Source organism: Clostridium sp. DL-VIII (assembly GCF_000230835.1).
Taxonomy (GTDB): Bacteria; Bacillota; Clostridia; order Clostridiales; family Clostridiaceae; genus Clostridium.
This window is the reverse complement of record NZ_CM001240.1, coordinates 5,295,111-5,315,560: the sequence shown is the minus strand read 5'-3', so window position 1 is coordinate 5,315,560 and position 20,450 is coordinate 5,295,111. Positions and strand designations below refer to the sequence as shown.

Below are 20,450 nucleotides of genomic sequence, written 5' to 3'. Positions count from 1 at the left end.
AAGGTGTAAACTTAATTCAAAAGTATCCGATAAGTATAATAATGAAGAAAGAAATGGAGAGAAATATATTATGAGCATAGAGAGAATTAATAGGCAATCCTATATAAATGTATATAATTCAAATTGCAATAAAGCTGTAGATAAAATTGATAAGGCTAAAAATGTAGATAGAATTGAAATTTCAAATCTTGGGAAAAGCCTTAAAAATTATTCTTTAGATAGAAGTGTAGAGAATTCTAAAAAACTAAGTGAAATAAAGAAAAAAGTAGAAAGTGGAACTTATAATGTTGATGCAAGATTAACCGCGCAAAGTTTGTTAAATGCGATGAAGGAGACGAATGAATAACCATGGTAAATGAACTTATTAAATTAATGCAAAGCCAAGATGAGGATTTAGAAAAACTTTTAGGATTACTTAAAACTCAACATAAAATGATAATGAAAAAAGATGTATTTGGTTTAGAAAGCTTAGTTGATGAGATTAATGAATGTGGTAAAAGGATTGCAAAAGAAGAAGTGGAAAGAAGAAAACTTTTAGGAGAAAATGGTATTTCGGAATTTGTTGAGAAATCTAATGATGATGAATTAAAGAAAAAATATTATGAAATAAGAACTACATTAAATATAGTAATTTCTCAAAAAGAAACTAATGAGATTCTGTTAAAACAAGAAATACTGTTTAATAATAAAATGTTAGAAATAATAAACCCGAGACGAGAAATTAAGACATATAATTCCTATGGGAATTTATCAAGATAAAGAAATATTAAATTTGAAAATAAGGAAGTTTAAATATATAACATGGAAGTTGGTATCAGTGAAAGGCAGGAAAACAAAAAATGGCAGGATTATTTGATACATTTACCATCGCTAAAAGAGGATTAAATGTGCAGCAGGGAAATATAAATGTAACATCACATAATATAGCAAATGCAGATACAACAGGATATTCAAGGCAAAGAGCCGTAGTGGAAACAACAAGGCCCTTTGGAGGAATGTCAAAATTCGATACAGTTAGTGCAGGACAGGTTGGAACTGGCGCAGAAGTTACATCAATTCAAAGAATCAGAGATTATTTTATAGATTATCAAGTAAGAAATGAATCAGGTTCTATGGGGTATTATACTCAATCTAGTCAAACTTTAACTAATGTTGAAAATGTTTTTGGAGAACCATCTGATACAGGAATACAAGAGCTAACAAGTCAATTCTTTAATTCTTTCCAAGAAGTATCTAAAAGCCCAGATAAGTCAGATGTTAAAACGGTAGCTATTAAAAATGCATCAGCTCTTGCAGATGCATTAAATTATACTTATAATCAATTAGAAAAAAACCGTGAAGATAGTCAATCGTTACTACAAACTAATGTTACAGATGTAAATAGTTATTTAGACCAGATAAATGAGTTAAATAAGCAAATAAGAAGTGTATCGGCAGTTGGACAGACTCCAAATGATTTAATGGATAAAAGAGATAATCTTTTAGATCAATTAAGTTATAAGTTTGGAATAAATGTTGATAGAGATAGCTTTGATACAATAAATCTTTCATCAACAGAATACCCAAATTCTCCATTAGTTAAATCGGATCCGAGTGATGGTGGTTATTCAAGGCTTTCCTATGTTAAGGATGCAAACGTGGAAGCAGATACAGCTGCTGGAAATTATAAACTTACAGTGGAGTATTATCCACTAGGTAATGAAAATGCAGCACCTAAAACAATTGAAGTACATGCAACAACAGAAGCAGAATTAGATAATATTAAAGACAGCTTATTGCAAAATAGAATATTAATAGGAGATAAGGATGGAGCAGTAAATCCAGCGTCAGCTCAAGATTTAAATAAAGATATATTTGTTACTTATAAATATGAAACAGACTCATCTGGAACTGCAATTAATAATGTAGATAATAATAATGTAAAAGGTGAAATAGCAGCTAATCAGGCTATGCAGGAAAAAATAAAAGGATATATGGATAACCTAAATAATCTTGCAGCAACTATTGCATATTCAGTTAATGCAATACAAACAGGAAGTCTAGATGCAAGTGCAGCAACTCAAGGGTTATCAAATAATCCTATATTTGTAACTTACGATGAGAATACTAAGGCCAATACTACCAGTGATACAGGAATGACTGCTAAAAATATAAGAATAAACAATGCTTTAATATCGAATCCAAGCTTATTAAATTGTAATACATCATCAACTAGTGGAGAAGGAGATGGAGCAAGAGCAAATGCAATTGCCAATCTTAGTTCAATTAAAATGAATTTAAGTGCTATAACTTCTGCTGACGATTTAAGTACAATGGATAGAACAGAATTTCTAAATAAAATTGGAATAACAGGATTTTCTGGTTCTAATAATTTGACTTTAAATGCTGGAACAAATGGATCTACAGTTGATTCATATTATAAAACAATAATAAATAATATTGCAGTAGCTAATCAAGAGGCAACTAAGCAGGTCGATAATCAAGAATCAGTATTAGCAAATGCACAAGATCAAAGATCATCAGTTTCAGGTGTATCTTTAGACGAAGAAATGACAAATTTAATACAATTTCAACATGCATATCAAGCAAATGCAAAGATGATATCAACGGTAGATGAATTATTGGATGTAGTAATAAATGGATTGAAGAAATAAATAATAAATCTAAATTCATTATTTAAAGTTGATGGTTTGAAATTTATACATCAAACAAATGTGAATTTAGTTTTGTAAAGATTGGAGGAGTAATTATGTCATCAAGAATAACAAGTAACATGTTAACTTCTGACTACTTGAGAAATGTTAGAAGAAATATGAATAATATGCAGACGCTGCAAAATCAGTTGTCTACGGGAAAACAAATAAAAATAGCATCAGATAACCCATATATAGCATCAAGAAGTATGCAATTACATTCAGAAATGTCTTATAATAGCCAATATAATGAAAATATTAAAGATACATCAAATTGGCTAGATACTACTGATACTGCATTATCGCAAATGGGAGATATATTTGGGAGAATAGAGACTTTACTTGTAAATGCAGGAAATGGAACTTATGAAGATGATGAAAAAGGTGCAATTCAAGATGAAATCAAGGAAAAAGTTAATCAGTTATCACAGGTTTTAAATACTAGTTTTGATGGTTCGTATATATTTGGAGGAGCAAAGACAGGATCAAAACCTACAACAGTAGTAGATGGAAAATTATTATATGCTAATAAAGATGGAAGTGCAGTTAATATTACTGCATATGTAGATTCAACAACTACACCTGGAACTAATATTATTACAAGTAATCCAGGCACGCCAAATACTGCTGTCAATCTTACTACTACACCATTAACTGATGCGCAGAAAAATGCATTAATAGCTGAACGTGATGCGTCTGGAACATCTGAAGATAGAAAAGCGGATATTACAAATATTTTGCAAGGTGGTAACGTATATACTACAGCAGGTGGTGTGTTAACATCTGAAAAATATACAAATAAGGCTATTACATTAGATGCGACAGAGATTGGAAAGCTTCAAAATGAATTAAATGGATTGGATTATACCAATGCGGCTAATAATACTAGAATTGATGACATTAATAAATTGTTATACAATGCATCAACCCCAGCCGAACTTAATGCCATAAAAACTAATCAAATGACATTAAAAGATTTACCTTCGCCTACGACTGCAACTGCAAAAAATGCAGCTATTGATGCATTGAATTCTGCTAGCAAAATTGGATCTGTCAATCAAATAAACTCATACTTAAATGTTGACATTTCTCAAGGAGTTCAAACGACATATAATAAAACAGCAGTAGATGTGTTAGAATTTACAGATAAAAATGGAAAACAGATAAGTGTTTCTGATTTATTATCAAATATAGTGAGAGATTTAGATTCTGAAGGAAATGCTAATAGTCTTATTACTACAGATTTGACAGATATACAGTCTGTAACAGCAAATTTACTTCAAAAAAGATCAGAAGTTGGAAGTATGCAAAATAGAATGGAATCTGCACAAACAAATAATGAGTCTCAAAATTATAATCTAACAGATATTTTATCAAAAACAGAAGACATAGATATTACAGAAAAAACTATTGAGTACTCAACTTTACAGACAGTATATACAGCGTCATTACAAACTAGTGCAAAAGTATTACCAATGACTATACTAAATTATCTATAGTTAGGAGAAGATAGATATGAAATTTATTTCTAAGATTCATGGTGAAATGGAATATGAAGCAGAAAATATTATTACGTTTAATAGAGGAATTCCAGGATTTAACGAATTAAAAGAATTTATTCTGGTAGATTTGCAAGGATATGAACCATTTAAGTTAATGCAATCATTAGAAGATGAAGCAATTGGACTTATTGTAATTTCACCATATGAATTTTATAAAGATTATGAGATTAGATTAAATGATGAAATAATTGATAATCTAAAAATAGATTCTCCACAGCAAGTAAATATATTTACTACAGTAACATTAAATTCAGATGTTAAAAAAATAACCACCAATCTGCAGGGGCCAATAGTTATAAATACTTCTAATAATTTAGGGGAACAAATAATATTAGATAATTCTAAATATGCAGTTAAAAGCCCTTTAATATAAGGAGGTATAAATATGCTGATTATAACTAGGAAAAAAGGCGAATCTCTTATGATTGGAGATGATATAGAGATTGTAATAAGCAAAATAGATGATGGAAGTGTAAAAATTGGAATAAATGCTCCAAAAGACGTATCAATATTAAGAAAAGAAATTTATGAAGAAGTAGAAAAGGAAAATAAAGAGGCTGTGAAATTTGATATTAATATTTTAAAGAGTATAAAAAAATAACTTTATTATATTGATAATGACAAGGAGGTAGTGTAGACATGGACGTTAATAACTTACAAAATCCTGGTGATAATAATTTATATAAAGCTAATATATCAGAGTATACTCCAATTACAGATGTTGCAGTGCCACAAGTAGCGGAGGTACAAAAGATAGATAATCAGTCTGAAGATTCAGATAACCAAGAATATAGCAAAAAGGATCTAGATGAAGCGCTTAAGAAGCTTAATAATTTTCTTAAGGATGAACATACTCATGCGGAATATTCTTACTACAAAGATTTAAAGACAACAATGATAAAAATAGTAGATGAAGATACAAAGGAAGTTTTACTGGAGATTCCGCCCAAAAAGATATTAGATATGATTGCAAGTATGTGCAGGCAGGTTGGTTTAATAGATAAAAAAGCTTGATTTAAAGTAAAATTTAAAGGAGGCAATACTTTTTGGAGTTTAAACTTAATAAGATTGATACAGATATTAGGAAAAAAATTCAAGAAGAAACAAAGATTGATAAAATACATCCTAGCAGAAGTATAAGTATAAAAAAGGATATAAAAGAAAAAAAGGATGAAGAAAAAGAACACTTTCATAAAGAAGAGAATAATGAAAAAAGATATATTACTATAGACGGAGTTAAGTACAGTCATAAGAATATAGATATAAATGCAGAGAAAATAGAAAATATAACAGAAGAAGATTCCAAGGGCAGAATTTTAGATACGACGAAATAGGAGGATTTATAATGTATTCTAATGGATATAATGTATATAAAAATAATTCTGTAAATTATGCATCAAGAGAACAATTGCTGTTGATGCTGGTTGAAGGAGCAGTTAAATTTTGCAAAATAGCAAGACAAGCTATTATAGATAAGGATATAAAAAAGGCCCATGATTCACTAATAAGAACTCAGGATATATTTTCAGAGCTTATGGTTAGTTTAGACACAACTGCAGGAGACTGGGCAGTTCAATTATTTAATGTATATGCTTTTATTAAAAAAGGGTTAGTTGAGGCTAATATTAGTAAAAACATAGAAATTGTAGATGAAATTCTTCCTCTGGTAGAAGATATAAATGAAACATGGAAAGAAGCTTATAAGATAGCAAAAAAATAAAAATATTTATTAATCGTGTTAAAAGGAGTGATATAATATGTCAAATGTTTTTTTAAACAGTACTAGTAATTCATCTTCTAGTACTTCAAGTTCTGGTTTGCTAAGAGTTCCAGGTATGGCATCTGGCTTAGATACTGATTCAATAGTTAAATCTATGGTTTCAAGCTATCAAAATAAAATAGATAAGGCAAATCAAGACGAACAACTATTACAATGGAAACAAAGTGCCTATAGAGATATTATAAAAGGTATAAAGGATTTACAAAATTATTTTGATCCGCTTTCAAGTAAGTATATTATGGGCTCAAATTCCTTGAATATTAATACAATTACAAGTGATAATACATCAGTAGCTACTGCTACAGCAGGAAATTCTGCTAAGGCAGGGACTTATAGTATTAATGTAACTCAGTTAGCAACTCAGGCTGTAATTCAAGGTACAACAGCTAAGGATTCTATTATTAGTACAAGCAATTTCACTAGTAGTACCATTAATAGTCAAACATTAACCGATGGAACAAATACTATTTCATTAAATGGATTAGCTGGACCTACTGGTGCAGATTTGGCGTCACAAATAAATAGTAAAATTGCAACATCAGCTTTAAATGGTAAAGTTTCTGCAGCATATGTTAAGGATACAGATGGTACGGAATATATAAAGTTTACCAACTTGACTACAGGTACAACTATTAAATATAATGATTCTAGTTTAAGTACACCGACAACAATTAACAGTGGGATATCATCGTCTTCAAAATTAGTTTCAGATTTAGGGTTTTCTACAGGAAATGCAAGTTTTACTTTAAGCAATGGTTCTAGCAATTATACTGTATCCCTTAATGTAGATAGCAATACTACGATGCAAAACCTTATAGATCAAGTTAATAGTGCAACTAGTGGTGCAATTACCATGAGTGTGGATAACAATACAGGTAAAATTTCATTCCAATCAAAGAATTATGGTTCGGCTTCAAATATCTCTATAACAAATGTAAACACGAGTAGTACCAATGTGATACAGAAATTAGGGATAAATGATACAGCGACTAATACAGCAAGTGTTAGTGGCACACAAGGTAAAGATGCTATAGTTGCAATAAAAGAGCCAGGACAATCGACATATACAACTACTACTCAAAGTTCAAATAATTTTACAGTAAATGGAGTTAGTTATAGTCTTGTAAGTAAAGGAAACGCAAACGTAACTGTATCAGCAAATACAGATAATGTTGTAACCAATATTAAAAATTTCATTACGGATTATAATACTCTAATATCAACTATAAACACAAAATTAACAGAAAAGAAGGATCCTGCTTATCCACCACTTACAGATGCTCAAAAATCAAGTATGAGTCAAGATCAGATCACTGCGTGGGAAAGTAAGGCAAAGGTTGGAATACTAAGAAATGATGACAATTTAAGTCAATTAATGACTCAACTTAGAAGTGTATTTTCTGCACCTGTATATAGCAGCTATGATAGTTCAGATCCTAGTAAAGGAAAAATAGGATTGAGTTTTGGTAAATATGGTAGTAATGCAATAGGAATAGATACATCATCAGATGTTACAGATGGAGGAAAACTTGTAATTGCAGATGAAACAAAATTAAGGAATGCCATAACGAATAATTTTGATGATTTTAAAAAGTTATTTACTGGAGCATCAAGTTCTAAATTAGCTGATAATGCATCTTATGCTGGTTCAGAAAAATACAATGAAGATGGATTGTTAAAGAGAATGGATACTGTTATTAGAAGTTATGTATCTGATCCTGGTATAGGGACAGATGGTACTTATAGCTTATCTGGAACTATGAATATATTTGTAAATAAGCAATATGATTTTAGTTTGACGGGGACTGCAAGTCAAAATACATTACCAGACCAGGTATATAGTAAGACATTAAGTATTAGTAAGCTCAAGACTCAAATGTCAGATGCAGAAACTAGATATTATAATCAATTTACTCAATTAGAAACAGCTTTAACTCAATTAAATTCACAACAAAGCTCACTTAGTTCTATGCTAGGAACATCTTAAAAAAATAGACTGATAATTGACAATAAGCATTAATAATTGCTTATTGTCAAATTTATTTAATAAAAGTAGGTGGTAAAGTGGAGTTAGAAGAGTGTTTTGTTAAATATAAAAGTATAACTTTAACTATTATGGAAGCAATTAAATCAGAGAACTACGAGAATTTAGATGAGCTTTTTGGACAGAGACAATTAATTTTGGATAATATTAAAGAGCTCAATGGCTCAAAAGAAGAAATGAAAAAAATATATTTGCAATGCAATATAGAGCAATTGGAAAAATCATTAGAAGAAGAAATTAAGAAGAGAAAAGATGAGATTTTAGTAAAAATAAAGGAAAATCAAAAAAGAAAGACAGCAATGAATGGATACAATAATTTACAATCTAGAGCTGTATTTTTAAGCAAAGAATTTTAAAAACTTCTTAGTTATAGTGACGCAAATAAATTTAAAATACTATAAAGTATTAAAAAGTGTGCTCGAAAATATAAATATAAGATTTAAATACTTACTATTTTGTAAAATAAATAGGATTTTATAGTAAAAAAAATTAGAAAACTATAAAGTAATAAAAAGTTGAATCGAATATAAAAGTATAAGGTTTATAAGCTATTAACTCTTAAGAGTTGATATAAATAAAAAATAAATTTATAAAGTATGGACAGGGAAGTCCAAGCTTAAAATCAAGGAGGAAAATATTATGATAATTAATCACAATCTTCAAGCAAACAATGCAATAAGAAGCATGAACATTAACACAAGCGCTGCTAGTAAGTCAATGCAAAAACTTTCTTCAGGTCTTAGAATTAATGGTGCATCAGATGATGCTGCAGGATTAGCAATCTCAGAAAAAATGAGAGGCCAAATCAGAGGTCTTGATCAAGCATCAAGTAACTCTCAAGATGGTATTTCAATGACTCAAACTGCTGAAGGTGCATTAAATGAAACAACTTCAATCCTTCAAAGAATGAGAGAATTAGCTGTTCAAGGTTCAAATGATACAAATACATCAACTGATAGAAGTAATGTACAAGATGAAATGGATCAATTAACTAAGGAAATCGACAGAATTGCAAATACAACTCAATTCAATACTAAGAACCTTTTAGATGGATCTATGGGAAGTCAAGTTGCAACTGCAGTAGCAAATGTTGATACAAACACAAGCTTAAATGTGGCAACAGTAACTACTACAACAGCATCTGGTCTTGCTGATGCAGTAGGAAATTCTTTGAATATTACTACAGGAAGCACAGTTACAACTACTTATATGAAGGGTGGACAATTACACACTTCAACTTTAACTATATCATCTGCTTCAACTGAAACTCTTGCAAGTATGATAACAGGAAGCGACTTTACTTTAGCATCTGCAGCAGCAACTGGTACATTTACTGCTACAGCTAGTGCTGCAGGATTTGATAATGCTATTTATGGATTAACAGTTACAGTAAAAGATGCGGCTGGAAATGTAAATACTAAAGCTACAAATGCTTTATCAGCATTTACAGAAACAACAAGTGCTCAAGATAAGAGAGCTGAAGGAAGCGCAACATTCCAAATTGGTGCAAATAACGGTCAAACAATGAACCTTTCTATTAACAATATGGGAGCAGCAGCACTTGGAGTATCAGGCTTAAAGGTTGGAACTCAAGCAGAATCTAGTGATGCAATAACAGTTATTGATCAAGCTACTGCAAAAGTATCTAAGGAAAGATCAAAACTTGGAGCTGTTCAAAATAGATTAGAACATACTATAAACAATCTTGGAGTAGCATCAGAAAACTTAACAACAGCTGAATCAAGAATTAGAGATGTTGATATGGCTAAAGAAATGTCAACTTACTCAAAGAACAATATTTTATCTCAAGCAGCTCAAGCAATGCTTGCGCAAGCTAATCAACAACCACAACAAGTGCTTCAATTACTAAGATAGTAATTTAAGTTTATGCTTTAAATAAAGAGGATAGTAATTGCTATCCTCTTTATTTATAAGTGATTATTTACGAAAGGGAAAAATATGATGAATTATTCACAAAATGTTTATTATAAAATAAATATAATAAAAGAAAATATTTATGAGTATAATTTGCAAGAAGTATTTAACAATATAGATTCGTTGATTCCTGAATTATCAAATTATATTATGTCAAAAGAATTAGCTGAAGTTGATACAAAGATATTTAATGATATACTATTAAATATTACTATTGCTATGGAAAATAAGGATTACCAATTATTGGCAGATATATTAAATTTTCAACTGGAAAGTTTTTTGGAAAATATATAGGCAAAGGTGATAAATATATGAATTTTTATGAAGAAAATTTGGAATTATTCAAAAAAGAAATACCAATATTATATGAAACTATTAAGAATGATGAACCATTAATTAATATAGAGTTAGAAAAAGTAAAAGATAGTGCTAATTATTTGATATTAAAAGATGATAAGAAATGTTTTGTTCATAGTATTTTTGATGTTAATGAAGAAATGAAAAATATGTTCAAGTATGTAGATAAAAGTGTGGAAACTATCATAATATTTGGATTAGGATGTGGGTATTCATTAGAATATATAGAAGATAATTATAAAAATGTAGATAATATTTTGGTTATTGAACCAAGCTTACAAATGTTTGAAAAATATATGAATGAGTTTTCCATACATAATCAAATAAAGAACTTTAAAAACATTACTTTTTTGATAAATAAGGATGAAAATTATGTAGTAAATCTACTAATGTACTATATCAGTAAAAAAATCTATAGAAGGACAAGTATTGTATGCAATTTATCATATAGAACAATCTTGCCTGATTATTATGAGAAAATTAATAAATCGTTAATAGAGTATCTTAGAAACACATCAATAAATATTGCTACCAAAAATTATTTTAAGGATAAATGGGTAGAAAATCCAATAAAAAATTTAAAGAATAGTGCGATTAATATAGATAAATTAATAAGCAAATTTGAAGGGAAATCTGCTATTATTGTTTCAGCAGGTCCTTCTTTAAATAAAAATATACATTTAATTAATAATGCAAAGAATAAGGCATTAATTGCAGCCGTTGGGAGTGCATCAAAAATATTGGAAAGCAACAATATAAAGCCACATTTTAGATTTGCTATGGATAGTCAAAAAGAAGAAAAATTGATTTTTGAAAATCTTCAAGAAGATAATTCTATTTTAGTTTATTCAGATAAAGTGTATCCTGAGGTAATCCCAAAATTTAAAAGACGCCTAAGAATGATTTTAGATTCAGATGTACTAACAAGGTACATTTTTAATAAGTCAGATACTAAATTTGAAACTTTTAGAAGTGGGTTTTCGATTGCGAATACTGCACTTGATGTGCTAATTAAATTAGGATTTAAAAATATTATTTTTTTGGGTCAGGACATGAGTTATACAAAAGATAAATTGTATGCAGAGGGATCTTGGATAGATAATGATAAATTAAATGTTGGTGATGGAAAGAAAAGATATAGTAGTACAAAAGATATATATGGAAATGATGTATATACTGATGATGAATTTTTAGGTATTAAAACACTATTTGAGAAGAGCGTTTTAAATAACCCAAATATAAATTATATTAATGCAACCGAAGGTGGAATTGGAATTACTGGGACTAAAATTAAAACATTTGAAGAAGTGTTATATGAAGATTTATCAGAAGAATATGATTATGATATTTTTTTTGATAATTTATTTTTTACTAAAGATAGTTATGATAATGATTCTGAAAAAATATTCAATACCATAATTGAATTAGAAAAAGATATTAATGAAATGATAAAAATAAACGACTTAAGAATAAAAGGCTTGAAGAAGATTGATAGATATTTGAACAAGGAATTAGGAATAAGTAAGATAGAACGTGAGATTATATATTTAAATAAATATGAAGAGGAACTTAGGCAATTTGATTTATATAATAATTGTATTAAGTTAATGATGGCTGATATGTATGATATAATATTAAATAAGTTTGAAAATGATGTCAAAGATCAAAAGCAATGTATATTAAATACTAAAGGGAGTTTAGAAAGTATTAGCTACGAGTTGAGAAAACATTTATATTATATTAAAGAATGTATACGAGAAAATTATTAACCTTATTAGAAATACATAATAAATTACTTTTTAGGAGGAACAATATATGAAAAATACTTTTCAAGAAGAAATATGGAAAGGGAAATTTGGTGAAAAATATACAGAAAGAAACATATTTAATCCAGAAGAATTAGATAATGAGTATAATGAATTATATTCATTTACTAGAAGTCAGATGAATGAATTGTTTTTAAAAGATTTAAACATAAATGATATGAGAATTTTAGAGGTCGGTTGTAATGTAGGTAATCAGCTAAGTTTACTTCAAAAGATGGGGTATAAAAATTTATATGGTATAGAATTACAACCTTATGCAGTTCAAAGAGCAAAGGAATTAACAGAAGGAATAAATATAATCCAAGGAGAAGCAAATGATATACCATTTAAGGACGAATATTTTGATTTAGTATTTACAAGCGGTGTTTTAATACATGTATCTCCTGAGAATTTAAATAGTGTAATAAAAGAAATTATAAGGTGCAGCAGAAAATATATCTGGGGATTTGAATATTATTCGGAAAAATTTACTGAAGTAAATTATAGAGGGAATTCCAATGCTCTTTGGAAGGGAGATTATGCAAAAAAATATATTGAATGTTGCCCTGAACTTAAGGTAGTAAAACAACAACAATATAAATATACAAATGATTTGAATGTAGATAACATGTATTTATTGTCTAAATAAAGAGGGTGGAAAAAATGTATAAGAATAGAGGGAAAATTTGTGCAACTATTGAGGCCAGAATGACTTCTTCAAGACTTCCAGGTAAAGTTATTATGGAGTTTTGCGGTAAACCCAATTTACAACATATAGTTGAGAGATTAAAGAAAAGTAAATATATTGATGAGGTAGTTGTTGCTACAACAGTAAATGATGAAGATGATCCTATTGTAGAACTATGTGAAAATATAGGATGTAAATATTATAGGGGTAGTGAGGATGATGTATTACTTAGAGTATTGGAAGCTGCAAAATCTGTTAATGCTGATTATATAGTGGAAATAACAGGAGATTGTCCAGTTATTGATTGGAGGCATGTCAATAAAATTTCAGAAATGTTTTTTAGCGGAGACTATGATTATGCATCTAATACAATTGAAAGAAGTTTTCCGAGAGGATTTGACACTCAAATTTTTCCTGTTAGTGTTTTGGAAGAAGTTAATACTATTACTCGGAATCCTGTAGATCGTGAACATGTTTCCATTTATATTTATACTCATCCAGAGAAGTATAAGTTATTAAGTTGGAGAGCTGATGAAACAATGAATTATCCAGAAATAGAGATTACTTTGGACACAAAAGAAGATTATATATTTATAAAAGAGATCTATGAAAGATTATATCCGTTAAACAATGATTTTACTTCACAAGATGTAGTAGACTTAGTACTAGAAAATCCAGATTTGAAGAAAATATTGAAAAATACGCACCGAAAAGATCCATTTAAAGCACAAAAAGAGTGGGAAGAGAAATATGGAAAATAAGTATAATGTTTTAATTGTAGGTGCAGGAAACATTGGTGCGTTTTTTGATAAACCTCTTTCTATGAATATTCTTACACATGCTCATGCTTTTTCAAATACAGAAAAATTTAATCTTCTAGGTTTCATAGATTTAGATAGAAGTAAAGCAGAAGAGGCATCTGTTATATGGACCACCTCAGTATTTGAAAGTTTAGAAGATGCGTTTAGAATGCATACAGTTGATATTATAAGCATGTGTGTGCCAGATAATTATCATTATGAAATATTGAAAAAAGTATTGAATTTTCCGGTAAAATTAGTTTTTGCAGAAAAGCCTTTAGCTAAGACATTAGAGGAAGCAAAGGAAATAAGAAATTTGTATTACGAGAAAGGCACTGCATGCTTAATCAATTACTCGAGAAGATTTGTTCCAGAATTTGAGGAGATTAGAAACGAATTTTTTGATGGAAAATATGGGAAGTTTATAACCGGAAGTGGATATTATGGGAAAGGTGTTTTACATAATGGTTCACATATGGTAGATTTTTTGAGATACATATTGGGAGAAATAACTACGACTCAATCGTTTAATTATAATTATGATTTTTATGAAGATGATCCAAGTATTTCAGCTATAATAAATTTCAAGAATGGTGGAATATTTACTATGATGAATGTGCCATGTAATTTATATACGATATTTGAATTGGAATTATTGTTTGAGAGAAAGAAGATAAAAATAAAAGATTCAGGATTTAAAATAGAAGTATATGATTTAGCAGATAGCACTATATTTAAAGGTTACAAGAATCTATTAAAAAAGAAGGAATATAATTCGTCGTTGGGCAGGGCAATGGAGAATGCAGTTGATAATATATGGAATTATATGAAAAAAGGTGAAAAATTAAAATGTACATTGGAGGACGGCTTTAAGGCAATGAAAATTTGTGAAAAGTTAAGGATTGATTGTTGTAATGAATAAAAAAATAATTCTTTTTTCAAGAGATCCAGGTGGAGCTAATACAGTAGCACCTCTCTATAAAAAATTAATTTTAAAGGGGTATGATGTAAAACTTTATGGAAAAGATGTAGCATTAAGTAAGTATGATGAGTATGAATTGAAAGGTATAGATATTGCGACAGCAATAAATGAAATAAGTTTAGATGAAATGGAAAAGTTCTTGGTAAAAGAAGCACCAGATTTTATAATTACAGGAACTAGTGCTGATGATTTTACAGAAAAATATTTATGGAAGGCATCAGAAAAATTAGGCATAAAAAGCTTTGCTATTTTAGATCAATGGGTTAACTATGGAATACGATTTTCAAGATTTAGTGTAAATGAACTTAAGGATTATGAAAGAGATAGGGAGCATTTATATGTACCATATAAAATTTTGGTTATGGATGAATACGCAAAAGGGCAAATGGTCAAAGAAGGCATAAAGGAAAATAAAATACTTGTATCAGGGCAACCATATTTTGACTATCTAATAGATAGAAATAAAAAGATTACTAATAAATTAATAAATAAGTTTAAGAGAAGTATTGGATGGGATGATGACGATTTTATAATTACTTATGTATCTGAACCTATATCAAGAACTTATAGCGAAAATGATGGATCTGAACACTATTGGGGATATAGTGAACGAACTGTCTTTTGTGAATTTATTAAAGCATTAAATGACGTTACAAAAAGATTTAATAAAAAAGTTAAACTTATTATAAGATTGCATCCTAAAGAGAATGAAGATAATTATGATGAACTTATAAATCTGGTTAATACTAAATTTATTACACCTTTAATAGATAGGGAATTAGATGGATTTATATTGATGAACTTATCAGATTTAATCTGTGGTATGTCGTCAATGTTTTTAATAGAAAGTGCGATATTAAAAAGAACAATTCTAAGTATCCAAATAGGATTGAAAAGAGAAAATCCATTTATTTTAGGTAGGCAAGGAGTTGTAAAATCTATTTTAACTAGTACTGAATTAAAGGCGGAAATTGAAAAGATAATTTTAGGAGATGTAATAGAGGTGAGCAATTTTAGCATTGGAAAAGGTTCTATTGAAAATGTAATTAATTTTATGGAGGAGATATTATGTCAGTGTTAGCTATAAATGGTGGTAAAAAAATAAGGAAAACATTATTTCCAGCATACAATCCTATTGGTGAAGAAGAAAAAAAGGTAGTTGAAAACGTATTAGATAAAGGTAAACTTTCAAGGTTTTTAGGAGTTTGGCATGAAGATTTTTATGGTGGAGATGAAGTAAGGGCTCTAGAAAAAGAATGGTCTGAAAAATTTGGAGTAAAACATGCAATATCAGTTAATTCAGCTACATCAGCTTTATATTGTGCAGTAGGTGCTGCAGGAATAGGGCCTGGTGATGAAGTTATAGTATCTCCTTATACAATGACAGCATCAGCTTCAGCAGCTTTAGTTTATAATGCAATACCGGTATTTGCAGATATTGAAGAAGATTATTTTTGCTTAGATCCTAATTCGATAGAAGAAAGAATAACTGAAAGAACTAAAGCCATTATAGTCGTAGATATTATGGGGCAGCCTTATGATGCAGATACAATAAACGCTATTGCTAAAAAACATAACTTAATAGTAATAGAAGATGCAGCACAAGCACCAGGAGCTATGTACAAAGGGAAATATGCAGGTACCTTGGGGGATATTGGGGTATATTCATTAAATTATCACAAGCATATACATAGTGGTGAAGGTGGAATTATAGTCACAGATAATGATGAACTTGCTGAAAGACTAATGCTTATAAGAAATCATGCAGAAGCAGTTGTAGAAGCTAAGGGTGTTACCAATCTTATTAATATGATTGGATTTAATTATAGAATGACAGAAATAGAAGCTGCAATTGCAAGAGAACAGTTAAAAAAATTAGATAATTTATTAGAAGCAAGATTGAAAAATGTAGAATATATATCTAAGAAATTAACTGAAATCCCCTGTATCGAAGTTTCGAAAATCAGAGATGATTGTAAGCATGCTTTTTATATTCAAGCACTTAAATTTAAAAAAGAAATTGCAGGAATAAGTAGAGAGAGATTTATTGAAGCTGTAAATGCTGAATTAGCTCCATTTGAGATGAGAGAAAATGAAGGCGTAAAACTTGGTGGCGGGTATGTGAAGCCACTATATTTACAGTCAATCTATCAAAAACTCATTGGGTATGGTGAAGCTGGATGCCCATTTAAATGTCCAATGTATAAAGGGACGCTCAATTATAGTAAGGGGATTTGTCCGAAGTGTGAAAAAATGCATTTTGAAGATTTAATGACTCATGAATTTATGGTTCCTTCTATGACTAGGGAAGATATGAATGATGTTATAGAAGCTTTTAAAAAGGTTTGGATAAATATTGATGAATTAAAATAAAGGAGAAATATATGAAAAGCGTATCTATAAATGATTATCTTAATGATAAAAATCCTTGGCTCCTAAGGTTAATAGGAGATAATGCATTTTTTAAATCTAAAGATATTCAAGAGATTGAAAGAGAATTTAATACTGAAAAATATGGTTATCTTAGTTCAAGAAATCCGTGTACTTTAGATGAATGTAGAGAGATTGAATATGAAGAAATATTAAAAAGAAAATATCAATACATATCATTTAAGAATGAAATTTTTAAAACTAATCCTCTTATAGCCAAAAATATTTATGAAAGTATTATTAAAACTCAAGTAGAAAAATATAATAGTGAGTATTATTGCGAATTAGGTTGCGGTTATGGATATAATCTATCGCTATTAAAAGGAAAAACCTATGGAGGAGAATATTCAAAAAATGCTGTGAATTTAGCAAAAAAATTTGGATTGGAAGTTAGTGAATTTAATTTGTACAAACTAGATAATTACTCATTTATCAAAAATAATTCAACAATTTTAACTGTAGATAGTGTTATGTATCTTTCGAATGCGGAAGTATTTATTGATGGATTAAATAAAAATAAAGATAAGATTAAATATGTTATACAATTTGAACCTAACTATTCTATCGAAAGACATGACCTAATTGGAAGATTAAGAAATAAATATATTGAACTAAATGATTATAATAAAAATCTGTTTTCAGTATTACAAGATAGAAATGATATAGAAATAATTGAATTTGACATAGATGTAGTTTCATTAAATCCTCTTTTGCCAATGAGTATGATTGTATGGAAGTTTAAATAGGTCTAATAAGTTAATGAAGTTATTTATAGAAAGCAGTGATAAGATGAATGTAGTATGTATAATTCAAGCTAGAGTGGGTTCTACAAGATTACCGGGTAAAGTTTTAAAGAAAATATGTGGCAAAACTGTTTTAGAGCATGATATTGATAGATTGAAAAGAGTAAAGAATATTAGTAAAATTATAATTGCAACCACAACATTAGAAAAAGACAACTCTATAGTTGAAGAAGCAAATAGATTAGAAATTACATATTATAGAGGGTCTGAAGAAGATGTTTTATCAAGATATTATTATGCTGCAAAAGAAATTAATGCAGATATAGTAGTGAGAGTTACAAGTGATTGTCCACTTATAGATAGTGAGGCAACAGAAAAAATAATACAGTTTTATAAATGTAATAGTGAAAAATATGATTATGTAAGTAATACTATAGATCGCACTTATCCAAGAGGGCTAGACACGGAAGTTTTTAGTTTCAAAGCACTAGAAAAGGCATTTAATGAAGCTGAACTTCAAAGAGATAGGGAACATGTTACTCCGTATATATGGGATAATTCAAGTTTATTTAGATTATATCAATACAAGAATGACATAGATTACTCTGGATTAAGATGGACATTAGATACTATAGAGGATTTTGAATTAATAAGCAGTATTTACAATATGTTATATTTTGAAAAAGGGAATAAATTTAATATGAATGATATAATTGAGTTATATAAAAAAAATCCCGAGTTAAAAGAAATAAATAAATATGTTGAACAGAAAAAAATTAATAAAGTGTAGGACTTGATAAAATGAAAATATTATTCTTAACTAATAATCAAATATCTTATAAATTATACGAATGGCTTAAGAATGAAAAGCTAGAGGATGTCAAATTGTATAATGACAACATAAATTTAGAGATGATACATAATATGGATCCAGATCTAATTATAAGTTATAATTACAAATATATAATAAAAAAAGATGTAATAATGTTTATGAATAATAGAGTTATTAATTTACATATTTCATTATTACCATGGAATAGAGGAGCATCTCCTAATTTGTGGAGCTTTTTAGAGAATACACACAAGGGAGTTACAATTCATCATATAGATGAAGGGCTAGATACAGGAGAGATCCTTTTACAAAAAGAAATTTTTTTTGATGAAAGTAAAGAAACATTAAAGTCAAGTTATATTAAACTACATGAAGAAATACAAGAATTATTTAAAAAAAATTGGAATAAAATAAAAAATAATAATATTATTTCAAAGCCACAGGCGGGTAAAGGGAGCTTTCATTTGATGAGTGAGATGCAGGTTGTTGAAAATATAATAGATAGCTGGGAGATAAATATTTTAGAGTTGAAACAAAAATATAAGGAGTTAATGAAGTAATGGCTATAGTAAATGAAATAAGAATTGGAAATAAAATAATATGTAATAATAGTGCTGTATTTATAGTTGCAGAAATTTCAGCAAATCATTTGCATAAGTTTGAAAATGCAGCTAGGTTAATTAAAGAAGCAGCAAAGGCAGGGGTAGATGCGATAAAGCTTCAAACTTATACAGCAGATACTATAACCATAGATTGTGATAATGATTATTTTAAAATAAATCAAGGAACTTTGTGGGATGATAGAAATTTCTATGATTTGTACAAGGAAGCGTATACTCCTTGGGAATGGCAGCCTAAATTGAAGAAGATTGCAGAAGAAGAGGGGCTTATTTGTTTTTCATCCCCCTTTGATAAAACTGCAGTGGATTTTCTTGAAAATATAAATGTACCAGCATATAAAGTGGCATCTTTTGAAATAACAGATATACCACTAATTGAATATATAGCATCAAAAGGAAAGCCTATGATTCTAGCAACAGGTATAGCTACCTTGAGTGATATAGATGAAGCGGTAAATGCTTGTAGAAGAGTTGGTAATAATGAAATAGCTGTATTAAAATGCACAAGTGCATATCCCGCACCTTTTGAGGATATGAATTTAAAAACAATTCCTAACTTGGCAGAAACATTTGGAGTAATTCCAGGTTTGTCTGATCACACTTTAGGAATAACTGCACCAATAGCAGCGGTATCACTAGGGGCTAAAATAGTTGAAAAGCACTTTACGCTATCTAGAGCGGATGGAGGACCAGATGCAGCATTTTCTTTGGAACCTAAAGAATTAAAATCAATGGTAAATGCCATAAGAGAAACAGAGAAAATGTTAGGTGAAATTTCTTATGATTTAACAGATAAAATGAAAAATAGTAGAGAATTTTCCCGCTCATTATTTATAGTAAAAGATATTAAAAAAGGAGAAATGTTTACAGAAAAAAATCTTAGATCAATAAGACCAGGATTCGGAATGCATACTAAATATTACAGAAATGTATTGGGGAAGGTAGCAAAATCAGATATACAAAAAGGAACTCCTATGTCTTGGAGTTTACTGGATTGAATAGGAAAATTCATATATAATTTTAGAAAGATTGGTGATTAATTTGCCAATCTTTTGTTTGCTGTAATGTAGATTGAGATCAAGATAAGGCCGCCGAATTAGAGGTTAATAGAGTCGCAATTTGCTATTAATTTTTTGCGAAAATGTTCGATAATAATAATGAATACTAAAATTAAGGTAT

At 29.0% G+C, this 20,450-nt stretch carries 23 protein-coding genes; all 23 read left to right on the top strand.

All coding sequences use genetic code 11. The features are described from left to right. Window positions 1-70: 70 nt before the first annotated feature. The 23 genes from CDLVIII_RS24390 (at window position 71) to pseI (ending at window position 20,269) form a co-directional block, all read left to right on the top strand. Entirely contained in the window at window positions 71-346 is a 276-nt protein-coding gene (locus tag CDLVIII_RS24390; RefSeq protein ID WP_009172157.1) for a flagellar biosynthesis anti-sigma factor FlgM, read from the top strand. A gap of 2 nt (window positions 347-348) precedes the next feature. Then, window positions 349-759 (top strand): flagellar protein FlgN, encoded by a 411-nt coding sequence (locus tag CDLVIII_RS24385; RefSeq protein ID WP_009172156.1) that lies wholly within the window; start codon window positions 349-351, stop codon window positions 757-759. Window positions 760-839: 80 nt separating this feature from the next. Continuing rightward, window positions 840-2,654, top strand: coding sequence for a flagellar hook-associated protein FlgK (flgK, locus tag CDLVIII_RS24380; protein WP_009172155.1), 1,815 nt, complete (start codon window positions 840-842; stop codon window positions 2,652-2,654). Window positions 2,655-2,749: 95 nt separating this feature from the next. Beyond that, complete coding sequence (gene flgL, locus CDLVIII_RS24375) at window positions 2,750-4,192, top strand: flagellar hook-associated protein FlgL (RefSeq protein WP_009172154.1); 1,443 nt, start codon at window positions 2,750-2,752, stop codon at window positions 4,190-4,192. A 16-nt stretch (window positions 4,193-4,208) separates the two neighbouring features. Next, window positions 4,209-4,628 (top strand): flagellar assembly protein FliW, encoded by a 420-nt coding sequence (fliW, locus tag CDLVIII_RS24370; protein ID WP_009172153.1) that lies wholly within the window; start codon window positions 4,209-4,211, stop codon window positions 4,626-4,628. A gap of 12 nt (window positions 4,629-4,640) precedes the next feature. Beyond that, entirely contained in the window at window positions 4,641-4,856 is a 216-nt protein-coding gene (gene csrA / locus CDLVIII_RS24365) for a carbon storage regulator CsrA (protein WP_009172152.1), read from the top strand. Window positions 4,857-4,894: 38 nt separating this feature from the next. Further along, on the top strand, window positions 4,895-5,269 hold the full coding sequence (locus CDLVIII_RS24360) for a flagellar protein FlaG (protein ID WP_009172151.1): 375 nt from the start codon (window positions 4,895-4,897) through the stop codon (window positions 5,267-5,269). Between the two features lie 32 nt (window positions 5,270-5,301). Next, a complete protein-coding gene (locus tag CDLVIII_RS24355; RefSeq protein ID WP_009172150.1) occupies window positions 5,302-5,589 on the top strand; it encodes a hypothetical protein in 288 nt (95 codons plus the stop codon). Window positions 5,590-5,600: 11 nt separating this feature from the next. Further along, window positions 5,601-5,975: a flagellar export chaperone FliS gene (fliS, locus tag CDLVIII_RS24350; RefSeq protein WP_009172149.1), complete on the top strand. Its 375-nt coding sequence runs from the start codon at window positions 5,601-5,603 to the stop codon at window positions 5,973-5,975. 37 nt (window positions 5,976-6,012) lie between these two features. After that, window positions 6,013-8,022, top strand: coding sequence for a flagellar filament capping protein FliD (gene fliD, locus CDLVIII_RS24345; RefSeq protein ID WP_009172148.1), 2,010 nt, complete (start codon window positions 6,013-6,015; stop codon window positions 8,020-8,022). A 77-nt stretch (window positions 8,023-8,099) separates the two neighbouring features. Then, on the top strand, window positions 8,100-8,435 hold the full coding sequence (locus tag CDLVIII_RS24340) for a flagellar protein FliT (protein WP_009172147.1): 336 nt from the start codon (window positions 8,100-8,102) through the stop codon (window positions 8,433-8,435). 283 nt (window positions 8,436-8,718) lie between these two features. Further along, window positions 8,719-9,954: a flagellin gene (locus tag CDLVIII_RS24335; RefSeq protein ID WP_009172146.1), complete on the top strand. Its 1,236-nt coding sequence runs from the start codon at window positions 8,719-8,721 to the stop codon at window positions 9,952-9,954. A gap of 84 nt (window positions 9,955-10,038) precedes the next feature. After that, window positions 10,039-10,308, top strand: coding sequence for a hypothetical protein (locus CDLVIII_RS24330; RefSeq protein ID WP_009172145.1), 270 nt, complete (start codon window positions 10,039-10,041; stop codon window positions 10,306-10,308). A gap of 17 nt (window positions 10,309-10,325) precedes the next feature. Continuing rightward, window positions 10,326-12,140: a 6-hydroxymethylpterin diphosphokinase MptE-like protein gene (locus CDLVIII_RS24325; protein ID WP_009172144.1), complete on the top strand. Its 1,815-nt coding sequence runs from the start codon at window positions 10,326-10,328 to the stop codon at window positions 12,138-12,140. 46 nt (window positions 12,141-12,186) lie between these two features. Continuing rightward, entirely contained in the window at window positions 12,187-12,825 is a 639-nt protein-coding gene (locus CDLVIII_RS24320) for a pseudaminic acid biosynthesis-associated methylase (RefSeq protein WP_009172143.1), read from the top strand. 14 nt (window positions 12,826-12,839) lie between these two features. Beyond that, window positions 12,840-13,625 carry a glycosyltransferase family protein gene (locus tag CDLVIII_RS24315; RefSeq protein ID WP_009172142.1) on the top strand — a complete coding sequence of 262 codons (786 nt, stop codon included), beginning with the start codon at window positions 12,840-12,842 and terminating at the stop codon, window positions 13,623-13,625. Continuing rightward, complete coding sequence (locus CDLVIII_RS24310; protein ID WP_009172141.1) at window positions 13,615-14,586, top strand: Gfo/Idh/MocA family oxidoreductase; 972 nt, start codon at window positions 13,615-13,617, stop codon at window positions 14,584-14,586. Before CDLVIII_RS24315 ends, CDLVIII_RS24310 begins: the two co-directional genes overlap by 11 nt. Further along, window positions 14,579-15,727 carry a hypothetical protein gene (locus CDLVIII_RS24305; RefSeq protein ID WP_009172140.1) on the top strand — a complete coding sequence of 383 codons (1,149 nt, stop codon included), beginning with the start codon at window positions 14,579-14,581 and terminating at the stop codon, window positions 15,725-15,727. The genes CDLVIII_RS24310 and CDLVIII_RS24305 overlap by 8 nt, the downstream gene beginning before the upstream one ends. Beyond that, a complete protein-coding gene (locus CDLVIII_RS24300; protein ID WP_009172139.1) occupies window positions 15,715-17,019 on the top strand; it encodes a DegT/DnrJ/EryC1/StrS family aminotransferase in 1,305 nt (434 codons plus the stop codon). The genes CDLVIII_RS24305 and CDLVIII_RS24300 overlap by 13 nt, the downstream gene beginning before the upstream one ends. Before the next feature lie 11 nt (window positions 17,020-17,030). Continuing rightward, window positions 17,031-17,822, top strand: a complete 792-nt coding sequence (locus tag CDLVIII_RS24295; protein WP_009172138.1) for a hypothetical protein — start codon at window positions 17,031-17,033, stop codon at window positions 17,820-17,822. 43 nt (window positions 17,823-17,865) lie between these two features. After that, on the top strand, window positions 17,866-18,609 hold the full coding sequence (locus CDLVIII_RS24290) for a glycosyltransferase family protein (protein ID WP_035302558.1): 744 nt from the start codon (window positions 17,866-17,868) through the stop codon (window positions 18,607-18,609). Between the two features lie 11 nt (window positions 18,610-18,620). Then, window positions 18,621-19,211, top strand: coding sequence for a formyltransferase family protein (locus CDLVIII_RS24285; RefSeq protein WP_009172136.1), 591 nt, complete (start codon window positions 18,621-18,623; stop codon window positions 19,209-19,211). A gap of 5 nt (window positions 19,212-19,216) precedes the next feature. Next, window positions 19,217-20,269 (top strand): pseudaminic acid synthase, encoded by a 1,053-nt coding sequence (gene pseI / locus CDLVIII_RS24280; RefSeq protein ID WP_144005442.1) that lies wholly within the window; start codon window positions 19,217-19,219, stop codon window positions 20,267-20,269. Window positions 20,270-20,450: the final 181 nt, after the last annotated feature.